At 66.2% G+C, this 23,270-nt stretch carries 23 protein-coding genes and 1 riboswitch; of the genes, 14 read left to right on the plus strand and 9 right to left on the minus strand.

Features of this window, described 5'->3' with window-relative positions; all coding sequences use genetic code 11:
* Positions 1-19 precede the first annotated feature (19 nt).
* On the plus strand, positions 20-955 hold the full coding sequence (locus tag V9L17_RS07075) for a general stress protein (RefSeq protein ID WP_337350926.1): 936 nt from the start codon (positions 20-22) through the stop codon (positions 953-955).
* An 84-nt stretch (positions 956-1,039) separates the two neighbouring features.
* On the opposite strand, the gene V9L17_RS07080 is transcribed toward V9L17_RS07075, so the two are convergent.
* Positions 1,040-2,638, minus strand: coding sequence for an aminopeptidase P family protein (locus V9L17_RS07080; protein WP_337345701.1), 1,599 nt, complete (start codon positions 2,636-2,638; stop codon positions 1,040-1,042).
* A gap of 58 nt (positions 2,639-2,696) precedes the next feature.
* On the opposite strand from V9L17_RS07080, the gene V9L17_RS07085 reads away from it, so the two are divergent.
* Both V9L17_RS07085 and V9L17_RS07090 read left to right on the plus strand, forming a co-directional pair.
* Positions 2,697-3,563, plus strand: a complete 867-nt coding sequence (locus tag V9L17_RS07085) for a PHP domain-containing protein (RefSeq protein WP_337350927.1) — start codon at positions 2,697-2,699, stop codon at positions 3,561-3,563.
* 99 nt (positions 3,564-3,662) lie between these two features.
* Positions 3,663-4,022 carry a hypothetical protein gene (locus tag V9L17_RS07090; protein ID WP_337345703.1) on the plus strand — a complete coding sequence of 120 codons (360 nt, stop codon included), beginning with the start codon at positions 3,663-3,665 and terminating at the stop codon, positions 4,020-4,022.
* Between the two features lie 69 nt (positions 4,023-4,091).
* On the opposite strand, the gene V9L17_RS07095 is transcribed toward V9L17_RS07090, so the two are convergent.
* From V9L17_RS07095 to thiE, 4 genes are all read right to left on the minus strand, one after another.
* Positions 4,092-4,964, minus strand: a complete 873-nt coding sequence (locus tag V9L17_RS07095; protein WP_337350928.1) for a DNA-methyltransferase — start codon at positions 4,962-4,964, stop codon at positions 4,092-4,094.
* 8 nt (positions 4,965-4,972) lie between these two features.
* Positions 4,973-6,673, minus strand: a complete 1,701-nt coding sequence (locus V9L17_RS07100) for a DEAD/DEAH box helicase (RefSeq protein ID WP_337345705.1) — start codon at positions 6,671-6,673, stop codon at positions 4,973-4,975.
* A gap of 289 nt (positions 6,674-6,962) precedes the next feature.
* Positions 6,963-8,459, minus strand: a complete 1,497-nt coding sequence (locus V9L17_RS07105; protein WP_337345706.1) for an RNB domain-containing ribonuclease — start codon at positions 8,457-8,459, stop codon at positions 6,963-6,965.
* A 63-nt stretch (positions 8,460-8,522) separates the two neighbouring features.
* Positions 8,523-9,275, minus strand: coding sequence for a thiamine phosphate synthase (thiE, locus tag V9L17_RS07110; protein ID WP_337350929.1), 753 nt, complete (start codon positions 9,273-9,275; stop codon positions 8,523-8,525).
* Between the two features lie 27 nt (positions 9,276-9,302).
* Positions 9,303-9,421, plus strand: a riboswitch (TPP riboswitch).
* Here thiE and thiO point away from each other — a divergent pair.
* The 4 genes from thiO (at position 9,414) to V9L17_RS07130 (ending at position 12,512) form a co-directional block, all read left to right on the plus strand.
* Complete coding sequence (thiO, locus tag V9L17_RS07115; RefSeq protein WP_337350930.1) at positions 9,414-10,739, plus strand: glycine oxidase ThiO; 1,326 nt, start codon at positions 9,414-9,416, stop codon at positions 10,737-10,739. (Overlaps the previous riboswitch by 8 nt.)
* Complete coding sequence (thiS, locus tag V9L17_RS07120; protein WP_337350931.1) at positions 10,736-10,972, plus strand: sulfur carrier protein ThiS; 237 nt, start codon at positions 10,736-10,738, stop codon at positions 10,970-10,972. Before thiO ends, thiS begins: the two co-directional genes overlap by 4 nt.
* Positions 10,973-10,975: 3 nt before the next feature.
* Complete coding sequence (locus V9L17_RS07125; RefSeq protein WP_337345710.1) at positions 10,976-11,785, plus strand: thiazole synthase; 810 nt, start codon at positions 10,976-10,978, stop codon at positions 11,783-11,785.
* Positions 11,786-11,846: 61 nt separating this feature from the next.
* The gene (locus V9L17_RS07130) at positions 11,847-12,512 is read left to right on the plus strand and encodes a 4a-hydroxytetrahydrobiopterin dehydratase (protein WP_337350932.1); all 666 of its coding nucleotides are present in this window, start codon (positions 11,847-11,849) and stop codon (positions 12,510-12,512) included.
* 6 nt (positions 12,513-12,518) lie between these two features.
* Here the strand turns inward: V9L17_RS07130 and V9L17_RS07135 are convergent, their stop codons facing one another.
* From V9L17_RS07135 to V9L17_RS07145, 3 genes are read right to left on the minus strand one after another with little or no spacing between them, the layout of a single operon-like run.
* Entirely contained in the window at positions 12,519-12,821 is a 303-nt protein-coding gene (locus V9L17_RS07135; RefSeq protein WP_337350933.1) for a hypothetical protein, read from the minus strand.
* Positions 12,822-12,874: 53 nt separating this feature from the next.
* A complete protein-coding gene (locus tag V9L17_RS07140) occupies positions 12,875-13,099 on the minus strand; it encodes a DUF3107 domain-containing protein (protein WP_056343932.1) in 225 nt (74 codons plus the stop codon).
* 50 nt (positions 13,100-13,149) lie between these two features.
* Positions 13,150-13,815, minus strand: coding sequence for a TetR/AcrR family transcriptional regulator (locus V9L17_RS07145; protein ID WP_337345929.1), 666 nt, complete (start codon positions 13,813-13,815; stop codon positions 13,150-13,152).
* Between the two features lie 84 nt (positions 13,816-13,899).
* On the opposite strand from V9L17_RS07145, the gene moeB reads away from it, so the two are divergent.
* Positions 13,900-15,099 (plus strand): molybdopterin-synthase adenylyltransferase MoeB, encoded by a 1,200-nt coding sequence (gene moeB, locus V9L17_RS07150; RefSeq protein ID WP_337345713.1) that lies wholly within the window; start codon positions 13,900-13,902, stop codon positions 15,097-15,099.
* A gap of 70 nt (positions 15,100-15,169) precedes the next feature.
* Here the strand turns inward: moeB and V9L17_RS07155 are convergent, their stop codons facing one another.
* Entirely contained in the window at positions 15,170-16,483 is a 1,314-nt protein-coding gene (locus V9L17_RS07155) for a glutamyl-tRNA reductase (protein ID WP_337350934.1), read from the minus strand.
* 159 nt (positions 16,484-16,642) lie between these two features.
* On the opposite strand from V9L17_RS07155, the gene hemE reads away from it, so the two are divergent.
* The 6 genes from hemE to hemC all read left to right on the plus strand — a co-directional run bounded on the left by hemE (position 16,643) and on the right by hemC (position 23,235).
* On the plus strand, positions 16,643-17,761 hold the full coding sequence (hemE, locus tag V9L17_RS07160; RefSeq protein ID WP_337350935.1) for a uroporphyrinogen decarboxylase: 1,119 nt from the start codon (positions 16,643-16,645) through the stop codon (positions 17,759-17,761).
* A 4-nt stretch (positions 17,762-17,765) separates the two neighbouring features.
* Positions 17,766-19,280: a protoporphyrinogen oxidase gene (gene hemG / locus V9L17_RS07165; protein WP_337350936.1), complete on the plus strand. Its 1,515-nt coding sequence runs from the start codon at positions 17,766-17,768 to the stop codon at positions 19,278-19,280.
* Between the two features lie 101 nt (positions 19,281-19,381).
* A complete protein-coding gene (locus V9L17_RS07170) occupies positions 19,382-20,155 on the plus strand; it encodes a hypothetical protein (RefSeq protein WP_337350937.1) in 774 nt (257 codons plus the stop codon).
* Between the two features lie 121 nt (positions 20,156-20,276).
* Positions 20,277-20,978: a hydrogen peroxide-dependent heme synthase gene (hemQ, locus tag V9L17_RS07175; RefSeq protein WP_337345718.1), complete on the plus strand. Its 702-nt coding sequence runs from the start codon at positions 20,277-20,279 to the stop codon at positions 20,976-20,978.
* Positions 20,975-22,240 carry a ferrochelatase gene (locus V9L17_RS07180; RefSeq protein ID WP_337350938.1) on the plus strand — a complete coding sequence of 422 codons (1,266 nt, stop codon included), beginning with the start codon at positions 20,975-20,977 and terminating at the stop codon, positions 22,238-22,240. Before hemQ ends, V9L17_RS07180 begins: the two co-directional genes overlap by 4 nt.
* A complete protein-coding gene (gene hemC, locus V9L17_RS07185) occupies positions 22,237-23,235 on the plus strand; it encodes a hydroxymethylbilane synthase (protein ID WP_337345720.1) in 999 nt (332 codons plus the stop codon). The genes V9L17_RS07180 and hemC overlap by 4 nt, the downstream gene beginning before the upstream one ends.
* Positions 23,236-23,270 lie beyond the last annotated feature (35 nt).

Genomic DNA, 23,270 nt, shown 5'->3' on the forward strand with positions numbered 1-23,270 from the left:
GATAGGCAAGAATGGAGGTATGTCAAACATTTTTGGTGGTCCGAAGGCCGGCGGGTCCAACGGCGTGGACGAGTCCCGCACCGTCCCCACAGGTGACACCGTGGGTTCCTACAACTCCTACTTGGATGCCCAGAAGGCTGTGGACTATCTCGCTGACCAGCAGTTCCCGGTCCAGATGGTGTCCATCGTGGGCAACGAGCTCAAGATGGTGGAGCGCGTGACGGGACGCCTCAGCTACCCCCGCGTGGCATTGTCAGGGGCGCTGAGCGGCATGTGGTTCGGTCTGTTCGTCGGCGTGATGCTGTCCTTCTTCGCACCGTCCCCGGGCTACTTCTCCATCCTGACGTCCGTGTTGATGGGTGCCGCCTTCTTTATGTTGTTCGGCATTGTCACCTACGCCATGCAGCGGGGAAAGCGTGACTTCACCTCTACCAGCCAAGTGGTGGCCACCACCTATGACGTGGTGGTTTCGCCAGAGGCCGCCCACGAAGCCCGGCGGCTGCTCCAGCAGCTGCCGATGACACGGTCCGACGCCGCTGCCGGGCCGAGGCCATACACGCAGGGCGACTACCACAACCAGCCTTACCAGCAGCCGGGGCAGGCGCCCGGCCAACAGGCCGGCCACCAGCAAGGGCAGGCTCCCGTGAGGCCAGCCAGCTGGAACGATCCGTACGGACAGCAGAGCCCCGGTACGCAGGGCGGCCCCGCTGTGGCCGCACAACCAGGCCAGCCGGCCGAGGGCCAGGCGCAGCCGGCTCCGGCCCCCGTCTCGGCGGTTCGCTATCCTGACCTGCCCGATGGCCGGCCGCAGTACGGCGTGCGTGTCAGCGATAACCCCGCGCCTGCCTCACCCGCCAACAACGCCGGGCCCGGCAGCGACCACCCGGACTCCGGGCAGCCTGCGCAGCAGCCCGACGTGGCACCGGACAGGAACCGGGACGAAGCGGGCTCCTAGCCGTTACGTCCACGGCCTCAAACGCGAGCGGACACCTAAACCCCAGGGGCTTAGGTGTCCGTTCGCGTTTGAGGCCGCAGCGGGCTATGCGGGGGCCTGCTGGCTGCCTTCGCCGTTGGCTTCCCGATAGATACCGGCCATCCAGGACTCGACGTCGTCGGCCTTGCGGGGCAGCGCGGCACTGAGGTTGATGGGGCCATTGGCCGTCATCAGGACGTCGTCTTCGATCCGGACTCCGATGCCGCGGTACTCCTCCGGGATGCCCAGGTCCTCGTTCTTGAAATACAGGCCCGGTTCGATAGTGAAGACCATGCCCTCGGTCAGGATGCCATCCAGGTACAGCTCCCGCCTGGCCTGTGCGCAGTCGTGCACGTCCAGTCCGAGGTGGTGGCTGGTGCCGTGCGGCATCCAGCGGCGGTGCTGCTGCCCCTCGGGACTGACCGCTTCCTCCACGCTGACGGGCAGCAGCCCCCACTCAGCGAGCCGCTCGGCCAGGACCGTCGTGGCGGCGGTGTGGATGTCCCGGAACTTGGCCCCGGGCCGGGCGGCGGCGAACCCGGCGTCGGCGGCGTCGAGGACCGCTTCGTAGACCTTGCGTTGGATCTCGCTGAACATGCCGTTGGCAGGCAGGGTGCGGGTGATGTCGGCGGTGTACAGGGAGTCGGCCTCCACTCCCGCGTCCAGGAGCAGGAGCTCCCCGGCGTTGATGCTGCCGGTGTTGCGCGTCCAGTGCAGCACGGTGGCGTTGTTGCCCGAGGCCGCGATGGTGTCGTAACCGAGTTCGTTGCCGATCTCGCGGGCACGCGCAAAGAACGCGCCTTCCACAACCCGCTCGCCGCGGTCATGGGTCAGGGCACGGGGAAGGGACTTGACCACTTCCACAAAGCCTTCGACCGTGGCCGCGACTGCCGTCTTCATCTGCTCAATCTCCCACTCGTCCTTCAGGAGGCGGAGCTCGGACAGGGCTTCAGACAGCTTCTCATCCAGCGCATCGAGGACCGCGAGGTCCAGGTTGTCCGGGTCCTTGGCCGTGTTGTAGCGGGCCGTGTCCACCAGGGCATCGATGTTCTCGTCCACCTTGCGGACCAGGCGAATGGAGATCCCGCCGATCTCGGGAGCGCCCACATTCTTGGTGATCGCGGTTTCGAGCGCGTCAATGTGAGCGGTGGGAAGTCCCAACCGTGCTTCAAACTCAGCCAGGGTGGGACGGGCGCCGATCCAAAACTCGCCGGATCGCGAGTCGGCGTAGAACTGTTCAGTGTCCCGGCCGGCCAGCGGGCGGAAGTACAGCGTGGCATGGTGGTGCCCGCCGTCGTCGCCCTTTCCTTCTCCGACAGGTTCGAGGATGAGTACGGCGTCCGGCTCGTGGTCCAGGCCCAGGCCGGTGAGGTGGGCGAATGCGGAGTGCGGACGGAAGCGGTAGTCGCAGTCGTTGGAGCGCACCTTCAGCGGGCCGGCGGGAATGACCAGGCGTTCGCCTTTGAACTGGTCAGAGATGGTCCTTCGCCGGGTCGCGGCGTAGCTGGCGACGGTATCGCGCGCCGGCAGTTCCTTAGTGGAAGGCGCCCAATTGCTGGCCATAAAGGCCTTGAAGGCATCGGAACTGGGCCGCTGCGAGCGGTTGTTGACGCGCTCTTCGAGGGGCTGGGAAGCAGAGTTCAGGGTGTTTTCGGCATCGTTCACGGCACCATCGTCTCACCAGCTACGCGGCTGCGCGAACGCGGTCAACTAGGCTGGGCAGGTGAGGATTGACCTGCATGCCCACTCCAATGTTTCCGACGGCACGGAAACACCCGCCGATGTGATGGCCTCGGCCGCCCGCGCAGGGCTGGATGTCGTCGCGCTGACAGACCACGACTCCACGGATGGCTGGGCCGAAGCCTCGGCCGCTGCCGTGCAATTCGGCGTGGCGCTCGTTCCGGGCATGGAGGTCTCCTGCCGGACGGCGGAAGGGATCAGTGTGCACCTCCTGAGCTACCTGCACGATCCTGACCACCCCGGGCTGCTGGAGGAAATCACGAAGGCCAAGGACGCCCGCCTCACCCGCGCCGAGCGCATGGTCACCCTGCTTGCGGAGGACTATCCGCTGACGTGGGACGACGTCATCCATCATGTGGCACCCGGTGCCACGCTGGGGCGCCCGCACATCGCGGATGCGCTCGTGGCCGCCGGTGTCGTGGCGGACCGTTCGGAGGCCTTCACCTCCATCCTGACCTCCCATTCGCGCTACTTCGTCCAGCACTACGCGCCCGACCCCGCAACCGCCGTCGAGCTTGTCCGTGCCGCCGGCGGCGTTCCCGTCTTTGCGCATCCGGTGGCTTCCGCACGTGGACGGATCGTGGGGGAGCGCACGTACCAGGAGATGATCGACGCCGGCCTGGTGGGCCTGGAGATCGACCACAGGGACAATCCCGAGGCCGGCCGTGAGTATCTGAGGGGCCTCGCGGCCAAGCATGGACTCCTGGTTACAGGTTCGTCCGACTACCACGGCACCGGCAAACCCAACCTGCTGGGAGAGAACCTGACGACGCCCCAGGTGCTGGCGCGGATCGAGGAGCTGGCCACTGGGACGGCAGTAGTGCGCGGGAGTTCCGCACATCTTGACTAACGCTCCGGGCTGAGTAGTCTTGCGCTTGCCGGGGTTGGTGTTCATCGCCAAAAGGTCTCGTCGCCATGCAACATTTCGTACGGTAGACGGAGAGAAACCATGTTCAGGAAATCATTCGCCGCGGCTGGCCTGGCCGCACTCTTTATGTTTGTCCCCACGGCAGCCAATGCGCTGGACTGTTCCAACGTCAGCCGGTCGGCCTACACGGGCAGCGACTTCATCTTCATCCCCGGCCCTAATATCAACGTCCATGTGCAGGGCAACTGGGCGTACGTACTGGAGGCGGGTGCTTGGGTGTTCCTGCCGCCGGGAACTGTCCCGGAAGGCGCTGGCAGCAATGGCAACTTCCAGAACGGTGAAGGCTTTGCCCTGTTGGTCAACGCCATTTGCGACTCCAACGGAGCGGTCCTGGACAACCGACAGAGAGATCACGGAATCCAGCTGATGGAAACCTGCTAGCCGAACCAGCGACGAATCTAGGTCGCATTTAATGTCGTATTGGAGGCTCAAAACGACATTAACTGCGACCTAGTTGGGGGGGAACGACGTAAACGTCGCGCGGGAGCCCAGCCGTTTGGCCATGACGTCGATGGCTGGCTGGTTCTGGTCCACGCACACAAACTTCCTGTCCAGCTTGGCGGCCACCGCACCGAGCGTACCGGAACCGGCGAAGAAGTCCAGGCACCAGTCCCCGGGCCGGCTAGACGCGGCAACCACCCGGCGGACAAGGCCCTCAGGCTTCTGCGTGGGGTAGCCGGTTTTTTCCTTGCCGGTGGGCGAGACGATGGTGTGCCACCAGACGTCAGTGGGCAGCTTGCCGAGCTCGCGTTTGGCGGGCGTGACCAACCCCGGCGCCATGTACGGCTCCCGGTCCACCTCGGCGCTGTCGAAATGGTATTTCGCCGGGTTCTTCACATACACCAGGATGTTGTCGTGCTTGGTGGGCCAGCGGAACTTGGCCCTCGCCCCGTAATCGTAGGCCCAGATGATCTCGTTCAGGAAGCATTCCCGGCCGAAGATGGCGTCCAGCATAACCTTGGCATAGTGCACTTCGCGGTAGTCCAGGTGAAGGTACAGCGTGCCGTCGTCTGCCAACAGCCGCCAGGCCTCCACGAGCCGCGGCTCCAAGAAGGACCAATAGTCGCTGAAGGCGTCGTCGTAACGGTGCAGGGCGCCTTTGATGGTGTCGTAGGAACGTCCCTTGAAGCCCACGCGGTCTCCGGAACCTTCGGCGTTGACCACCATCCGCGTTTCCTGGCGCTGCTGGGCCCGGCCGGTGTTGAACGGCGGGTCCACGTAAATGAGTGTGAAGGCGCCGTCCGGCAGCGAGGGGAGGAATTCCGCGTTGTCCGCGTGTACCACCAGGTTGCTGCCGTCCGGCGCCCAGACAGATTCAGTCATTGAGGCTTTTAGGCCTCGGCGCTGCCCGGCTGTGCGCCGTTGTCGCCGCCGGCCACCACTTCGCCGTTGCGGCGGCGGGTGCGTGTCCGGCTGCGGCGGGTGCGCGACTGGTCCCCTTCGGCCGGGGCTGTAGCCGCCGGTTCCGTGGCGGGGCCGGTGCCTGCAGTCGCCGCGTCGGAGGTACGACGGCGGCGCTCACCTGAGCGGGGGGCCGTATCAGTTCCGCTGCGGCGGCTGGATGAGCGTGCGCGGTCGCGGCTGTTGTCGCGTCCGCTGTCCTTCGCCGCGTCACGTGCACCGTCACGTCCGCTGCTGCGGGAGTTCTTCTTGCCGGTCTCGCCCAGGTCCTCCAGGACTTCGGCGTCAACACCGGCAAGGGTTCGCTTGTTGCGGGGCAGCCGGCCCTTGGTTCCCTCTGGAATGTCCAGCTCCTCATAGAGGTGCGGGGAGGAAGAATACGTCTCAACGGGCTCGGGTACGCTGAGGCCGAGTGCCTTGTTGATGAGGCCCCAGCGGGGCATGTCGTCCCAGTCGACAAACGTGACGGCCGTACCCTTATTCCCGGCGCGGCCGGTGCGGCCCACGCGGTGCAGGTAGATCTTTTCGTCTTCAACGCACTGGTAGTTGATGACGTGCGTGACGTCGTCGACGTCGATGCCGCGGGCGGCGACGTCCGTGGCCACCAGGACGTCCACCTTGTTGTTGCGGAAAGCCCGGAGGGCCTGTTCGCGGGCACCCTGGCCGAGGTCGCCGTGGATGGCGGCAGCCGCGAACCCGCGGTCCACCAGCTCCTCTGCCACCTTGGCGGCGGTCCGCTTGGTCTTGGTGAAGATGATGGTGCGGCCACGGCCACGAGCCTGCAGGATGCGCGCCACGACCTCGATCTTGTCCATGCTGTGGGCACGGTAGATGAGCTGGCGGATGTCGCGCTTGGTGAGCCCCTCGTCGTCGGGGTCGGCCGCACGGATGTGGGTGGGCTGGGTCATGTAGCGGCGAGCCATCGCAATGACCGGTCCGGGCATCGTGGCTGAGAACAGGAGCGTCTGGCGGACCGCAGGCGTGCCGGCGATCAGCGTTTCCACATCCGGGAGGAATCCGAGGTCCAGCATTTCGTCGGCTTCGTCGAGGATGACGATCTTGACGTTCTTGAGGCTCAGGTGCTTCTGCTTGTAAAGGTCAATGAGCCGGCCGGGGGTACCGACGACAACTTCGACGCCGTTCTGCAGGGCTTCGACCTGCGGCTCGTAGGCGCGGCCGCCATAAATGGTGGCGATGCGGGCATTGCGCTTGCGGGAGGCGGTCTGGAGATCGTTGGCTACCTGCACGGCGAGCTCGCGGGTGGGAACGATCACCAGCGCCTGCGGGGCGCCCGGGACGGCGAGCTTGTCGAAGCCGGGATCGTCACGGCCCACGACGCGCTGCAGCGCGGGGATGCCGAAGCCGAGGGTCTTGCCGGTTCCGGTTTTGGCCTGTCCGATGATGTCGTGGCCCGAGAGCGCCACCGGCAGTGTCATGGCCTGGATCGGGAACGGGTGGGTGATCCCGGCATCGGCGAGTGACTCCACGATATCGGCGCGGACGTTGAAGTCTGCGAAGGATTTCTCCTCGATCTCATGGGGCTTTTCGTCCGAGATAATGGTTTCTTCCGGCTCGATGACCTCGGTGCCGGAATCGTCAATCAGGAGCTGGTGGGTATGCAATTCACTCACAGGTGAGTTTCCTTATTCATTTGGGCATTGGCGCTGCCTGCTCAACGGGCCGGCCAACGTGGCCGTTCCGGAGCACGCTCGAAGCGCGCAAGCAAATCCAGTGGAAGCCGATCGCGGGCTATCTAATTGCTGGCACTGGTGACCAGCGGGCGTATCTCAAGATCGCGTAGGGGCGGGCTTGTTGAATTCAAAATCAAGGAAATCAACGACCGGGCATCCATATCTACTTCTTCAGTCTACCGGCAAGGAGTCTTAAACCCGGCTTTGACCCTTTCGGCCGCCCCGGCGCCTACCCGACGAGCTCGAAATGCACTTCCCGCGTGGCGATGTCCGAGGAGAGAAGCCGGACACGGACTTTGGTGCCGGATTCGAGGTCGCCGGCACAGCGGGCCGTGACGGCGGGCTCGGCTATCTGGATGATTCCGGAAGGGCCGTTCCCGTTCCTGCCGTTGCCGTTACCGTTGGAGCCATTGCCGTTTTTGCCGTTGTCCTTTTGCGGCTTGGACCCTGAAATGACGATTGCGTCGAATTCCTGGCCCACATGGTTGACCAGCAGGGCGGCCTCCACGGTGTCCAGCGCCAGACGCTCCATCCTGGCAGCCAGCTGATCGGAACCGGCCATGATCACCGGCAGGGAGGGCAGCGCTTCCCGCGCCCAGGCCGGGACCGGGCTGCCGTTGCTGAGTGCCTCACAGATGACCAGGACAAAGCGGTCCACCAGCCGACGGAGCGGAGCGGTGGTGTGGGCGTAGGCGGCTCCGATCGCGGACTGGCGGGCATCATTGGGGATTTCGCCGTCGAACGCCGTGTAGCTGGCACCACGGAAAAGCATTCCCGCCGAATGCATGATGGCCAGTTGCCGCGGATCCGTGGGGTCAAGCGTGCGGAGATACTCCCCGTAGCCCGCTTTCCCGTCCCAGGGCTTGCCCAGAACCTCGGTCTGCAGCCGGAAATGCCCCAGGGACCGTTCGTCAGGGGCGGGCATGGTCCGCAGGATGCCGACTTTGCCCTCAAGCATCAGGGTGGCCGCAGCCATTCCTGTCATGAGCGATATCTGGGCGTTCCAGTCCTCGACCGGGAGCTGGGGAGCAGCAGCGATCCGATAGCCGCCGTCGGGAAGCTGCACGATCTCCTGCTCAGGCATGTTCAGGCTCGCGCCATCGCGTTCCCGCTCCAGCTCAACACGCTTGAGGCCCACTTCCTTGAGGAGCTCCAACACCGGCGAGGCCGTTCCGGCGTCGAGTTCAGCCTGGGCGCCCTTGTAACTGAGCTTGGCCCGGCTGCGGACCCGTGCCCTTTGGACCGAAACAGACGTGACCTGGGCAGCCTGGTCCAGGTGGAAGTCCCAGACAAAGGCAGAGCAGAGCTGGCCTGCCAGGAGGCTGCCGGCCCCCTCGCTGATGACCTCCGGATGAAGCGGGATGCGGCCGTCGGGCGCGTAGAACGTCTGTCCCCGGCGGCGGGTCTCGGCGTCCAGCGGCCCGCCGGGCACCACGAATGCGGGTACATCTGCGATGGCGTAGAGGACCCGATAGCCGCTGCCGGCGCGCTCAATAAACAGGGCCTGGTCTAGATCGGTGGAGGACTCAGGATCAATAGTGAGGAAATCAATGCCTGTCAGGTCGGCATCAGGCAGTTGCCTTGACGAGACAGCGGCTTCCGCATCTCGGACGGCGTCGGCAGGGTAGTCGCCCGGTAGCTCCAGCTCGGTCCGCAGCGCACTCAGTGCCTCCTCGAGGGCATTGGTGTGCTCGTGGACATTTGGGGCCAGCCGATGATGTGACACGAAATTCAGGTTAGCCCGATTTTCGCTGATTATGCACGCCATCCCCTCTTTGGGGCCGGAGGCCTAGGAGCCGGCGGCGTCCAGGGCCCGAAGCAGTGCCGCGGCGGCCTCTGCGGGATCGGCGGCTTCGGTGATGGCCCGGACCACAACGATCCGGCGGGCGCCCGCTTCCACCACCTGCTCTACGTTGCCCAGGTCCACGCCCCCAATGGCGAACCAGGGTACCTCTGCCACGCCGGGCACGGACGCCGCCTGTTTGACTGCGCCCGCGGCGTACCTGAGGAGGTCGAGCCCGACGGCGGCCCGGCCGGGCTTGGTGGGGGTGGCCCACACCGGACCAACACAGAAATAGTCCAGCCCGGTGGGCGCGGCTGTGACGGCGGCCGAGGCCGAGACCGCGCCGTCGATCTGTGAGGTGGTGTGGGTGGACAGACCGATGGCTGCATTGCCGTTCAACAAGGTGCGTGCAGCCTTCAGCGGCAGGTCCTTCTGGCCAATATGGAACACCGGGGCACCTGAGAGCACCGCGACGTCGGCCCGGTCATTGACCGCCCATAGCCGTCCATGGCGCAGGGCGGACTCCTTCAGTACCGCCAGCAGGTCCAGCTCCTCTGCTGCCTCAATCGTCTTGTCGCGGAGCTGGATGATGTCCACGCCCCCGGCGAAGGCCGCATCAACAAACTCGGCGAAGTCACCGCGATCCTTACGGGCATCCGTGCACAGGTACAGCCGGGCACCGCCCAGGGCCTCAGCATGGCTGGTGGAAAGGAAGGTGCTGTTGACGACGGCAGTGCTGTCAGGAAGGGCTGCGTTCATGGAAACCAGAGTAGTTCCTCTAAACTGGGCAGGTACTGCGGGAGCCCGCGGCAGCTGTCATAAAGCGCCGGGCTGAGAGGGCGTCAGAGCCGACCGCTTGACCTGATCCGGCTAGTACCGGCGTAGGGAAGGAACCACATGATCCCGCCAACCGGCAGTCCCTCCGCCGGCGCCCCCAATGACGCTCTCGCCGACCTCTCTGCTGACGTCGCCGTTATCGGCGGGGGTGTGATCGGGCACGGCATAGCCTGGGAAGCCAGGCGCTCGGGCCGTTCTGTGGTGGTCATCGATGATGCCCCCGGTTCCGGCGCCTCCTGGGCTGCGGCAGGCATGCTCGCCCCGGTAAGTGAGTTGCACTACCAGGAGGAAGAACTCCTGGAGCTGATGCTTGAATCGTCCCGGCTGTGGCCGGCCTTCGCGGCGGACCTGGCCCGGGACGTTCCCGGCGATGCAGGGTACCTGCCCACCCCCACGCTGGCCATCGGCGCGGACGCGGCCGACCGCCGTGCGCTGATGGACCTCCGATCAGTCCAGCGGGCCCAAGGGCTGGACGTTGAACCACTGACGGTGCGCGAGGCCCGCAGCCGCGAAGCCCTCCTGAGCCCCGCGATCTCCTGCGCCCTGGACATTCCCGCTGACCACCAGGTGGATCCGCGGAAGCTGGTGGCGTGCCTGCGGGAGGCTTTGGCCAGCCACAGGGAGGATTCAGGATCCGCCGTCGCAGGAGCCGAACACGGATTCGCCGTTGCCGACCGTGCGTCGTCGCTGGCCTGGAAAGACGGCCGGGTCGCCGGTGTCCGGCTGGCCGGTGGGGGCTCGGTGACCGCCAGCGAAACCATCGTGGCCAACGGGCTCGGAGCGGCGTCGTTGGCCGGGCTGCCCGATGGACTCCAGCTGCCGCTGCGCCCCGTGCACGGCGACATTCTCCGGCTGCGCGTCCCGGAGCATCTCCGCCCTCTGGTCACCGCCACTGTCCGCGGACTGGTCCACGGTGTTCCCGTCTACATCGTTCCAAGGCGTGACGGCACTGTGGTCATCGGTGCCACCCAGCGCGAGGACGCGTTGGCAGCATCCAGTCCGGAGCGCCGCCAGGACGGCACAGGAACGTCGGCTGGCGGCGTCTCGGCAGGCGGCGTCTACCAGCTGCTTCGCGATGCCCAGGTCCTGGTGCCGGCGGTCGCCGAGCTGGAACTGCTGGAAAGTACAGCCCGGGCGCGTCCTGCTACGCCGGATAACGCTCCATTGCTGGGCCGCGTCCACCTCCCAGGGAACCCCGGACCGGTGGATGGCCTGATCGTGGCGACGGGTTTTTTCCGCCACGGTGTGCTGTTGACCCCTGCAGCCGCCGCCATCTGCCGGGACCTCATGGATGGACGCACAGACCCGCGCTGGCTCCCGTTCAGTCCGGCCAGATTCTCCACACGCCGTGCCGCCATCCTCCAACCCACCAAGGAAACAGCATGAACATCACCCTCAATGGTTCGCAGCACAGCGTGTCCGACGGCGCGTCAATTACCACTCTGGTCAGCCAGGTCACTGGCCGTCCCCTGGCTGCGAACGGGCAGGCCACCGACGGGCAAAAACTGGGTGTGGCAGTGGCACACAACTCCGAAGTAGTACCCCGCAGCCAGTGGTACGTCACGGCACTCGCCGAAGGTGACGACGTCGAACTGGTCACAGCAGTCCAGGGAGGCTGAACCATGACCGAAACCATCAATACCGTTAACCCGACCGGGCACCCGGACGCGCTCGTGATCGACGGCGTGGAGCTCGGCTCCCGCCTGATCATGGGCACCGGCGGCGCGCCAAGCCTTGATGGGCTGGGCGCGGCCCTGCTGGCCTCCGGGACGGAGCTGACCACCGTGGCCATGCGGCGATACTCGCCAGCCGAAACCGGCTCCCTTTTCCAGCTCCTGCTGGACCATGGCATCCGGGTCCTGCCCAACACTGCCGGCTGCTTCACTGCGCGGGATGCCGTGATGACGGCTGAACTGGCCCGCGAGGCGCTGGAAACAGACTGGGTCAAGCTTGAGGTCATCGCCGACGAACAGACCCTCCTGCCGGACGCCGTTGAGCTCGTGGACGCGACTGAACAGCTCGTCAACCGGGGCTTCAAGGTGTTCGCCTACACCAACGACGACCCCGTCCTGGCCCTGCGGCTCGAAAACCTCGGCGCGACGGCGGTCATGCCACTGGGATCGCCCATCGGCACCGGGCTGGGCATCCTCAACCCGCACAACATCGAACTCATCGTGTCCCGCGCGTCGGTGCCCGTGGTGCTGGACGCCGGCATAGGGACTGCCTCGGACGCTGCCCTTGCCATGGAACTGGGTTGCGACGCCGTCCTGCTGGCTACCGCTGTCACACGCGCCCAGAACCCGGCACTCATGGGGGAGGCCTTCAAACACGCTGTGATCGCCGGTAGGCTGGCGAAAGCGGCCGGGCGGATACCGCGCCGTGAGCACGCCCTGGCATCCTCAGCCATGGAAGGCCGGGCAGAGTTCCTCTGACCCGTTGCCGCCGCGGCCAGCCACCGGGCGTGCCCTCAAGGATCAACCCGAGGAGCCAGCCGTGGCGGGCACTGAAGACACACTCAGCAGGTCAGCCATCGATGAAGCGCTGGCTGGCCTCCCGGACTGGCGGTACCGCCTCGGCGGGTTCGTGACTGTGTTTAAAACGCCGACGGCGGCCGCGGCCTTGCAGCTGATAGCCGACGTCGGACGCCTCGCCGAAGAACAAAACCACCACCCGGACCTCGACTGGCGGTACAACCGTGTGTTCCTGCGGTACACCTCCCATGACGCTGGCGACGTGGTGACTTCCCGGGATGTGAGGGCTGCTGGTGCGGCGAGTGCTGCCGCAGCAGACGCCGGAGCAACAGCGGAACCGGGACTGCACCGGACCGTTGAGGTGGGAATCGACACGACGGACGCCGCTGAAATCTCCGAGGTGTGGCGCGTCGCACTGGGATACAAGAAGGGCCCCGGCACGGACCTGGTGGATCCTCACGGACGCGGCCCGTCAGTGTGGTTCCAGGAGACGCCCACCCCCAACAGCAGCAGGATGCACCTGGACATCCATCGAAGCCGCGCGGAGTCGGGTGCTGTCCTGGAGAAGACTGTGGCTACCGGAGCGTTAATGAACCGTGACCACGCACCCAATTGGGTGGTGGTCACGGATTCACAGGGAAACCGGCTCTGCCTGTGCACGGAGGCAGGACGTCAGCCGGCGGGTTGAGCCTGGCTAGAGCTTGAGCGCCGCCGTCAGCCGCAAAGTGTCGTAGTGCGACCTGGTGCGTCCGAGGTACACCGCAGCACCCACCGCGGCCGCTGACCCCAGCACCATGGGCAGCACCCACGGAATCCAAGTGAGGCCCGGCTGGTAGCCGAAGCCTGCGGCAATGAAGATGATCCAGCTCAGCGCGCCGACCGCCGCGGCAACCCCGGCGGGCAGCCCCATGCCGTACTTGGCGTGCCGTTTGTCATTGGCCCAGACAATAAAGCCTGCGGCCACGGTCACCAGTACAACAATCGTCAGCGAAAGCATCGAATCTCCTCAAAAGCTACGGATATCCGCCGGTTTAGGCGGTGGGTCGGCTGCTAGAACTGCCCGAAGCCGACCTTGCGGGCTTCTTCCGCGCCGATTTCGACGTAGCCCAAGGCGTTTCCGGGAACGATGATAATGCGTCCTTTGTCGTCCTTCAGGCGGAGTTCGGTGCCCTTGGTGATGGCTTCTTCAACGACCGTAGCCACGGCGTCAGCGTCCTGCGCCGATTCCAGCACGATTTCGCGGCCAATGTTCTGAATGCCAATCTTAATTTCCAAAAGGGGGCCTCCCAGCCAATCAAAGTTTCTTGGGTTCTCTTATTTGTAGTCTAGGTCTCTTTGGGGAAGCGAGAGATTCCGCGCCAAGCTAAACGGTAGATGAGGTCGCTGGCCACATCGAGGTCAAGGTTGCCGTCGGTTTCCAGCCAGTACCGGGCGCTGACCTGGGCCATCCCCGCCAGGCCCCGCCCCAGGAGCTGTGCTTCCAGATGGGGCAGCTTGGTGTCCTCGGCAATAACCCGGGCGACGGCGTCGGCGAATGTTTTGTTGAAGGTCTCAAGGCGGGAGCTGACGTCGGGATCGTTGATGAGGTCCGACTCGAAAACCAGGCGGTGGGCCTGGTCGTCGCTGGCAATGAACCGGTAATAGGCGCGCATCACGGCCTGGACGCGTTCTTTATTGTCAACCGTGGAGCTGAGGGCCCCGAGCATCAGGTCCGTGAGCGAGCTGAGATGGCTGTCCAACAGGGCCAGGTACAGCTCGCGTTTGGAGGGAAAGTGCTGGTACAGCACGGGTTTGCTCACATGGGCTGTTTCGGCGATTTCATCCATGGCGGCGCCGTGGTAGCCGTTGGCGACAAAGACTTCCTGGGCCGCTGTGAGGAGCTGTGCCCGGCGTTCATCCCGGGGAAGTCGGGCGGACCGCTGGCCCGCGGTGCGTTGAGGTGCCGGCGGTTCGCCGACGGACGCCCGGTCAGCCCGTGCTTCGTGGACCACAGTTGCCCTACTTTCCATTGCAGTTACCTCCACTTTACTGCGGGGTAATATGACCTCGCGGTATCTCGGGGCATACATTGAAGTATGGCTTCGACATTCACCGCAAATGTTTCCTCTATTTCGCTTGAACCGCTGGTGGAGCCCGCGGGTGATTTGACCCCCGCCGAGGTGGAGCGCTATTCACGGCACCTCATCATTCCCGAGATCGGTGCCCTCGGACAGCGGCGCTTAAAGAACGCGAAAGTGCTTGTCATCGGGGCCGGGGGGCTGGGTTCGCCGGCGCTTCTCTATCTCGCCGCGGCCGGCGTGGGGACCCTGGGGATCATCGACGACGACGACGTTGACCTCAGCAACTTGCAGCGCCAGGTGATCCACGGCGTGGCCGATGTGGGACGGCCCAAGATTGAATCTGCCCGCGATGCGATCGCGGCACTGAACCCGCTGGTGGACGTCCGCCTGCACAACGTCCGGTTGGACTCCTCCAACGCGCTGGAGCTGTTCGCGGAGTATGACCTGATCCTCGACGGGGCGGATAACTTTGCCACCCGCTACCTGGTGAACGACGCCGCGGCCATCCTGGGCAAACCCTACGTGTGGGGATCGATCTTCCGCTTCGACGGCCAGGTGAGCGTGTTCTGGGAAAAGCACGGACCCACCTACCGCGATCTATACCCGGAGGCGCCGCCGGCGGGGTCCGTGCCGTCGTGCGGCGAGGGTGGCGTGTTCGGCATGCTCTGCGCCGCCGTCGGCTCGCTCATGGTCACAGAGGCAGTGAAGCTGATTACCGGCGTCGGGCGTTCACTCCTGGGCCGCGTGGCACTGTTCGATGCGCTGGGCGGAAGCTGGCGCGAGATCCGCGTCTCCAAGGACCCTGCTGCGGAACCCATTACGGAACTGACGGATTATGAGGCCTTCTGCGGCATCACGCCAGCCGCCTCAGCGGACAACGAGCACAGCATTACGGCGACCCAGTTGGCCACCATGCTGGCGTCCCGCAAGGCGGGCCTGAAGGATTTCGACCTGGTGGACGTCCGGGAAACCGGCGAACACGACATCGTCAGCATCGACGGCTCCGTGTTGATCCCGCAAGGCAGGATCCTCGCCGGTGAGGCCTGGGTTGAGCTGCCGCAGGACAAGGAGATCGTATTCCACTGCAAGTCGGGTGCCCGTTCGGCCAATGTCCTGGAAGCGGCCCGGAAGGCCGGTTACCAGCGGGTCAGCCATCTCGACGGCGGAATCCTGGCGTGGGTGCGCGACGTGGAGCCGCAGAAGCCCGTCTACTAGCCCGTTGCGCTATCACTTTTGGTCGCCAAACCGGTGGTTTAAGAGCTAAAAGTGATAGGGCAACGCCGGGTCAGGCGCTTTCCAACCCCTTGTGGTCCACCGGGCATTCGACCTGCGCTGCGGCGGCAGGCTGCTCCACAGTGATGCCGTAGAGGGTTTCGAGCGCAGTCACGTAGTCGTCCTGCTGGCCGTTGGCCGCCAGTTCGCGGGCGCGGACGGTGGGGACGTGCAGCAACTGCTTGACCATCCTGCGCAGCGCGAACTCTACTTCCTCCGCCGCCGCGGTGCAGCCGTGGCGGGCACGGACCTTCTCCATCTCGGCGTCCAGGACGTTCATGGTGTGCCTGCGCAATGCCACGATGGCGCTATCCACCGAGCGGGCCTCCCGTTCCTGCTCGAACGCCTTGGCCGCGCCTGACACAATGCCGCTGGCCTGGGTGAGGGACTCGGCCTGTTCCTGGGGTGCAGCCAGGCGCACGGATTCCAGCGTCAGCAGTTCGACGCCGTCGAGCCCGCCTACTTCCGGGTCAAAATCATGGGTGAGGGCGAGGTCGATGGCGATCAGCGGCTGCGGTGATCCGGCCCGGACCTGGGCCAGTTCGTCTGCCTCGACACGGGTGTCCGAGCCGCTGCAGCCGATCATGACGTCGGCCGCCGCAACGGCTGCGGGCAACGATTCGCTGTCCAGTGCCGTCCCGCCGCGGGTGGCCACAAAGCCTTCGGCCCGGCCGGACGAGGAGAACACCGAGATGTCGGTGCAGCCCCGCTCGCGGAGGAGCGCCATGGTGGCGCCGGCGTAGGCCCCCGTGCCGAACACCACAACCTTCTTGGCTGACCAGTCCGGGTTTTCGGATAAGTCCGTGGCCAGGTCCAGTGCCACCGAGACGATGGACAGGCCCCGGGAGCCGAGGGCGGTCTGCGCCCCGACGTCCTTGGCCGTCTTGGATGCGGCCTGGAACAGCCGGACGAGGCCCGGGCTGGCGGTGCCCTCGTGCTGGGCGGTGATCAGGGCGCGGCGGACCTGCCCTGCGATTTCGCGCTCGCCTACCACGGCTGAGTCCAGCCCGGCGCTGACGGCGAATAGGTGTTGGGTGACTTCGGGGCCGGTCCGGGTGCTGAAGGAGCGGGAAACGAGCTGTTCGTTGAGGCCGCTGAGGCCGCTGATCTGGGACACCAGGGCCGCACGGGCGGCCTCCACGTCATCTGCGTGGGGCGCTTCACCGTAGATTTCGTAGCGGTTGCAGGTGGCAAGCACCACCGCACCCGTCACTGCCGGCGATCCGGAGAGTGCGGATGTGGCGATCCCGGAAGCACCGTTGCTCAACTGAGCAACGGTCTCAAGGTCGATGTCGGCGTGTGTAGCCACCAATGAAAAAAGAACCACAGCAGATCAATCATAGCTTTTTCGTGCCGCGGTAGAACAACCCGGGATGCGGGTGCGGACGGCCCGGGGCTGTGATTCCCGCCACGGAGCCATCCGGGCCGCTGTGGGTGACAGTCTGTCGTTATCTTTTAGGGCCAATTTTGGGGGACAATCGATGGCATGACTTCCAGTTCCGCTGTGTCCAATGCCGTGCCTAGTGCCCTGTCCCACGACAGCGCCCTCGCTGCCGGCCACCCACTCAGGGACGGCCGCACCGCAGATTCCCCACTCATCACGGCTTACCGCGGCGGCAAGCCGTCACGCAGGCCAGTGTGGTTCATGCGGCAGGCGGGCAGGTCACTGCCGGAGTACCTGAAGGTCCGTGAAGGCGTGGCCATGCTTGACTCGTGCCTCCGGCCCGAGCTTGCATCCGAGATCACCCTGCAGCCGGTGCGCCGGCACGACGTCGATGCCGCGATTTTCTTCTCGGACATTGTGATTCCGCTGAAGCTTGCCGGCGTCGGCGTGGACATTGTGCCCGGCGTGGGTCCGGTGCTGGACAAGCCGGTCCGTACTGCTGAAGACGTTGCGGCCCTGCCGCAGCTGACCTGGGAAGCCCTGGAGCCTATCCGTGAAGCGGTCCGCCTGACGGTCGCCGAACTGGGCAAGACCCCCCTGATCGGCTTCGCCGGCGCGCCGTTCACCCTCGCCGCCTACATGGTGGAAGGCAAACCCTCACGAGACCACCTCGGCCCGCGCACCATGATGCACGCCGATCCTGAGACCTGGACCGCGCTGGCCAACTGGGCCGCCGACGCCTCAGGAATGTTCCTGCGCGCCCAGCTTGAGGCCGGCGCCTCCGCGGGACAGCTTTTTGATTCGTGGGCCGGGTCCCTGGGCCTGGCGGACTACACGAAATACGTCGCGCCCGCCTCTGCCCGGGCACTGGACCACGTCCGCCACTTGGGTGCCCCGCTGATCCACTTCGGGACCGGCACCTCGGAACTGTTGGTGGCCATGCGCGATGTCGGCGTGGACGTGGTGGGCGTCGACTACCGCCTTCCGCTCGATGAGGCGAACCGCAGGCTCGGCGGCACGGTACCGCTGCAGGGAAACATCGATCCAGCCCTCCTTTCCGCCCCCTGGGAGGTCCTGGAGGCACACGTGCGCGAAGTCATCCAAGCCGGCTCAGCTGCGCCCGGCCACGTCCTCAACCTTGGCCATGGGGTGCCTCCGGAGACCGATCCCGCCGTCCTGACCCGGGTTGTTGAGCTCATTCATTCCATTTCCCCGGAATAGCCCCATGGGCACGGAACCGGACTCCCGGCAGCAGGCCGACGCGCAGGCCGGGGTGTCCCCGGCGGCCTTGGTGGTGGGCGGAGGGATATCCGGCCTCCTGGCCGCTCGGGAACTCGCCGCGGCGGGCCGTCGGGTCACTGTTCTTGAAGCCACCGACCACTGGGGTGGCTGCGTGGGAAGCCACACAGTTGCGGGCCTGTTGCTCGATAGCGGCGCCGAGTCCTTTGCCACCCGTTCCACCGCCGTTGCCGACCTCGCGACCGAGTTGGGGCTGGCTGGAAGAATCGTCACCCCACAACCTGGTGGCGCGTGGGTGCAGTTGCCCGACGGCCCCCGGGAATTGCCCAAGACGGGTGTCCTGGGCATCCCGGCCAATCCCTGGGACCCCGAGGTCCGGCGCTCCCTGGGCCTGCTGGGTTCCCTGCGGGCCTCGCTGGACAGGATCCTGCCCGCCTCGATCGGGACAACGGCTGAGGTAACGAGCGTCTCCTCGCTCGTGCGTGCCCGCATGGGCCGCCGCGTCCTTGACCGGCTGGTCGCCCCTGTGGTCGGAGGGGTGCATTCCGCCGATCCTGGACTGCTGGACGTTGACATGGTGGCGCCAGGACTGCGCGCAGGGCTCCGCCGGCACGGTTCACTCGCAGCCGCGGTCTCGGCGCAGCGGCGCGGCCCCACGCCGTCTGGACCGGGGACGGGGCCAACAACAGCGCAAACCACCGCGCCGGCCACCGTGCCAACCCAAGCCGCCAAGGCCGGATCCGCCGTCGCAGGCTTGGAAGGCGGCATGCACACGCTGGTTGCCGCCCTCGTGTCGGACCTGCGGGCCCGCGGCGTGGCGCTGGTGAATGGTGCCCGCGCGGAACGGGCCATCCGGACGTCGGACGGCTGGCGCATCACCGCGGATGAGACCGCTTACGACGCCGGCCTCCTCGTCGTGGCGCTCGACGGCCCGGCCGCGGTCGGGCTGCTGCAGGCTGCGGTCCCGGACCTGGCGGGGAAACAGCCTGCCGGCGGTCCCGACGTCAGGCTTGCCACGCTTGTGGTGGACGTCCCCGAACTGGACCGCCGGCCCCGGGGGACAGGCATCCTCGTGGCACCGCAGACCGCCGGAATTGAAGCCAAAGCACTGACGCATGCAACGGCGAAATGGGACTGGTTGGCCGCCGCTGCCGGCCCCGGAACGCATGTTCTCCGGCTCTCCTATGGCCGGATTGACGGCTCGGCCTCCGGCACGGGCGGTCCGGCAACCGACAATGACCTTCTTGCCTCGTCCCTACGTGATGCGTCGGCCCTGCTCGGTGTCCCGATCCGGCAGGAAGACCTTATTGGCTGGGACGTTGTGCGGTGGCAGGGGGCGCTGCCGTTCGCTGCCGTCGGCCACAAGGCACGCGTGGCGGCCATCAGGACCATCTGTGCCCGCCAGGAGGGACTTGGCATCGTAGGAGGCTGGGTGGCAGGCAACGGGCTGGCCGCTGTGGTGGCAGACACCAAGGAGCAGATCCGCAGCCTGCTGAGCTGAGGATCGTCCCAGTTCAGCCGGATATCAGCTGCTTAACCAGGCCCGCCACAGGCTATGTCCGACTTTCACATCCCCCGCCAGCGTGGCTAGGGTTGAGCACTATGGTGAATTACAGGTCCGAAATTTCACGTTCCCGGACCGGTATCCATGGGGGAGTCCGACGTGGCAGCGCCGCTGCCGCGATCGGTGCGGTACTGGTTCTCTCAGCGGGCGTTCCCGCGTCGCAGGCGGACGGAGGTTCCGGCTCCGGCGAACCCGACGTGCAGATCACGGGGAGCACACAGCTACCCGCGATCGGCGGGCTGCTGCAGGGCCTGCTCGGTGATGCGGCTCCTACCGCCCCGCAGCCCACGCCGGTCCCCGAGGCAACCACGGTCACCCCGTCGACAACTCCTGTTCCGACATCGACAGTCCCGAACTCCCCGGCTCCGGCCCCCGCCACGGGCGCGGCGGCTGCCGGGTCCGCGACACCGGCGACCGCCACTCCACCCCTGCCCGCCGGCACGGCCACGCCGCTCCAGCAGCCTGGGGCCGGGCAGGCGGCGGCAGGGGCCGCGCCGTCCGGGGACGCCGCTGCAGACGCGGGCGGAGCCGAAGGGGCGGAGGCACCAGCCAGCCAGCCGGCCGTTGGGCCCGATGGAACACCGTCTGGAACACCGTCTGGGACACCGTCGCCGTCTGTCCGCATACCGGGAGGAGCTGCCGCATCCCGCATCGGGGTTCCCCAAGCTCTCGGCGGAGCCGCCCGGAGCCGGCAGGAGATGACGGTCCCCGCGGAACCGGCGGCCGAGGGTGCCAAGGTATGGCTCGGCGTCGGCCTCGTTGCGACGGCCGGAGCAGCCGGACTCATCTTCACCCGCATCCGGCGGCTTTGAAGGTGCGGCACTGTGGTTTGACCCCGGGGCCTTTGTCCAAAAATGTGATTATGAACACTTCTACGGCTTGTAGAACTCTCCGGTTTCGACTTGGCGAAGAGGAAGGGGCAAACTGGTAACCATGAGCCACACTTCTGCCGAATCTGTCACTAAAACCGAAGAATCAGCCGAGCAGTTTTTTACCCTCTGGACTGTCTTCAAGCGGTCAGCGGACGTCCTGCGCAGCGCCGATGCTGCCGATGATTTCGATGCCCTGCTGTCCCGCCTGGCCGAGGCCGGGGTGACCCACCGCGGAAGCTACGACGTCTCCGCCATGCGCGCCGATGCCGACGTGATGGTCTGGCTCCACGGCCCCAAGCCCGAAGCCCTGCAGCAGGCGATGCGCGATGTCCGCCGCAGCAAACTCTTCGCCGGAACGGAAATCGTCTGGTCCGCCATGGGCGTGCACCGCGAGGCGGAATTCGCCAAGAACCACACCCCCGCCTACTCGCGCGGCGTGGAACCGGCAGAGTGGCTCTGCGTCTACCCGTTTGTGCGCTCTTACGAGTGGTACATCCTGCCCGAGGCCGAGCGCGGCAAGATGCTGCGCGACCACGGCATGCTGGGCCGCGATTTCCCCCAGGTCATCTCCAACACCGTTTCGTCGTTCGCCCTGGGCGACTGGGAATGGATCCTGGGCCTGGAAGCACCGGAACTCGTGGATCTCGTGGACCTGATGCGGCACCTGCGCGCCACGGAGGCACGGAACCACGTCCGGGAGGAGATCCCGTTCTACACAGGCCGCCGCATCTCTGCAGCGGAGATCGCCGAGGTCCTCGCATGACCCCGTCACATCGCCAGGAAGGCTCAACCCTGACGGCGGTCAACCCCGTCACCGAAGCCGGCCGGATGGCTCCGAAGGACTACGACGCCGTCCTGCTCGCCTCCTTCGGCGGTCCCGAGGGCCAGGACGACGTCATTCCATTCCTCCGCAACGTCACCCGCGGCCGTGGCATCCCTGACGAGCGGCTCGAAGAAGTCTCCACGCACTACCGGGCCAACGGCGGCATCAGCCCCATCAACCAGCAGAACCGCGAACTCAAGGCAGCCCTGGAAGCCGAACTGGCAGCCCGCGGAATCGGCCTGCCAGTGCTGTGGGGCAACCGTAACTGGGACCCCTACATCCCCCAGACGCTGCAGCAGGCGTACGACGCCGGCCACCGCAAACTGCTGATGATCACCACGAGTGCCTACTCCTGTTACTCCAGCTGCCGCCAGTACCGCGAAGACATCGGCATGGCACTGACCGAAACAGGCCTGGACGGCCGGCTTGAGGTGGATAAGGTGCGCCAGTACTTTGACCACCCGGGCTTTGTGGAGCCCTTTGTTGAAGGCACCGCCGCCGGCTTGGCCGACGTCCGCGCACAGCTGGCCGCCGCGGGCACGCCCGATGCCCCCGTACACATCCTGTTCGCCACGCACTCCATTCCCACGCGGGACGCCGAGGCGGCAGGACGGTCCGACGCCGAGCCACGCGAGTTCGAAGAAGGTTCGGCGTACGTGGCACAGCACCTCGCCACCGGCGCCGCCGTCATCAGCCGGGTTGAGGCCGAGTCAGGCCTCACCGCGCCTTGGTCACTCGTCTACCAGTCGCGGTCCGGCGCCCCGCACGTGCCGTGGCTGGAGCCCGACATCAACGACGCCATCGAGGAACTGGCCGGCCAGGGAATCAAGGGAATCGTTATTGTTCCGCTGGGCTTTGTCAGCGACCACATGGAGGTTGTCTGGGACCTTGACACCGAAGCCCTGGAAACCTGCCGTAACCTGGGCCTGGCCGCTACGAGGGTGCCCACCCCCGGCACCCACCGCAAGTTCGTTGACGGGCTGGTGGACCTGATCTCGGAGCGGACACAGCCCCACAACATCGCCGACCGCCCGGCAGTGACCGGCCTCGGCCCATGGTACGACGTCTGCCGGCCCGGCTGCTGCGCCAACTTCCGTGGCGAGAAGCCCACCATCGCTGGCGCTGACACCACTGTTGGCACCGGACACGATCCGTACCCGGACGCCTCTGGCGTACCGGCCGGGGGAGCAGGCACCCAGTGACCGTCCGGATCGGGACCAGAGCCAGCAAGCTCGCCCTGACGCAAACACAGCAGACCGCGGACCAGTTGGCCGCCGTCGGCGGATTCCCTGTGGAACTGGTGCACGTCAGGACCGACGGCGATGTCCTCACGGGTTCGTTGTCGCAAATGGGCGGCACGGGCGTTTTTGTTGTTGCCCTCCGCGAAGCCCTCCTGCGTAACGAGTGCGACGTCGCCGTGCATTCGCTCAAGGATTTGCCTACCGGCGCGGCCGTGGGCCTGACGCTGGCGGCGACGCCCCGCCGCGTTGATGTCCGCGATGTGCTCTGCGCCCGCGACGGACTGAAGCTTGCCGACCTGCCGCAGGGCGCCACCGTTGGCACCGGCTCACCGCGACGCGCTGCCCAGCTCCGTGCTGCGCGGCCGGACCTGCAGATCCTGGACATCCGCGGCAACGTGGATACCCGCCTTGGCCGTGTGCCCGGTCTTCCCGGCAACGTAACGGACCAGGTTGTGCCAGGCAAGTCCTGCGACCTCGACGCCGTGGTCCTGGCTGCGGCAGGACTGGAACGCATCAGCAGGCTCGACGCCGTCACCGAATTCCTCGAAACCGACGTTATGCTGCCGGCCGCCGGACAGGGGTCGCTGGCGATTGAATGCCGCACGGCCGATGCTCCCCGTAAGGCGGGATCAACGGAAGGCTCCCAAGGTGTCCTCGCCCAGGCCCTCGCGGCACTTGATGATCCCGACACGAGGCTTGCCGTCACCGCCGAGCGGGCGCTGCTGGCCAGGCTTGAGGCCGGCTGCGCTGCCCCAGTGGGCGCCTACGCTTACCGCAAGGGAAGCATGCTTCACCTCGAAGCCGTGGTGTGCGCCGTGGACGGCACAGCGTCCGTCCGCGACAAACGGGCTACTGACGGGCTGACCGAAGTAGGGGCCACGCTTCTTGGCATCGAACTGGCCGAGGTCCTCCTTGCCGGCGGCGCCGCCGACATCGCAGACCTTCACGCCTCCTGACCTGCCCGTGGATACACTACCCGGGACGGCCTGAC

The sequence above is a fragment of the Pseudarthrobacter sp. CCNWLW207 genome (genome assembly GCF_037203945.1).
Classification (GTDB): domain Bacteria; phylum Actinomycetota; class Actinomycetes; order Actinomycetales; family Micrococcaceae; genus Arthrobacter.

Coding starts and splice junctions, on each gene's coding strand:
- V9L17_RS07170 (WP_337350937.1), top strand. CDS start 19,382: ATGGTGAATTACAGGTCCGAAATTTCACGTTCCCGGACCGGTATCCAT.
- hemG (WP_337350936.1), top strand. CDS start 17,766: ATGGGCACGGAACCGGACTCCCGGCAGCAGGCCGACGCGCAGGCCGGG.
- V9L17_RS07095 (WP_337350928.1), bottom strand. CDS start 4,964: ATGACTGAATCTGTCTGGGCGCCGGACGGCAGCAACCTGGTGGTACAC.
- thiS (WP_337350931.1), top strand. CDS start 10,736: ATGAACATCACCCTCAATGGTTCGCAGCACAGCGTGTCCGACGGCGCG.
- hemE (WP_337350935.1), top strand. CDS start 16,643: ATGACTTCCAGTTCCGCTGTGTCCAATGCCGTGCCTAGTGCCCTGTCC.
- V9L17_RS07125 (WP_337345710.1), top strand. CDS start 10,976: ATGACCGAAACCATCAATACCGTTAACCCGACCGGGCACCCGGACGCG.
- V9L17_RS07180 (WP_337350938.1), top strand. CDS start 20,975: ATGACCCCGTCACATCGCCAGGAAGGCTCAACCCTGACGGCGGTCAAC.
- moeB (WP_337345713.1), top strand. CDS start 13,900: ATGGCTTCGACATTCACCGCAAATGTTTCCTCTATTTCGCTTGAACCG.
- V9L17_RS07075 (WP_337350926.1), top strand. CDS start 20: ATGTCAAACATTTTTGGTGGTCCGAAGGCCGGCGGGTCCAACGGCGTG.
- hemQ (WP_337345718.1), top strand. CDS start 20,277: ATGAGCCACACTTCTGCCGAATCTGTCACTAAAACCGAAGAATCAGCC.
- V9L17_RS07135 (WP_337350933.1), bottom strand. CDS start 12,821: ATGCTTTCGCTGACGATTGTTGTACTGGTGACCGTGGCCGCAGGCTTT.
- thiE (WP_337350929.1), bottom strand. CDS start 9,275: ATGAACGCAGCCCTTCCTGACAGCACTGCCGTCGTCAACAGCACCTTC.
- V9L17_RS07090 (WP_337345703.1), top strand. CDS start 3,663: ATGTTCAGGAAATCATTCGCCGCGGCTGGCCTGGCCGCACTCTTTATG.
- thiO (WP_337350930.1), top strand. CDS start 9,414: ATGATCCCGCCAACCGGCAGTCCCTCCGCCGGCGCCCCCAATGACGCT.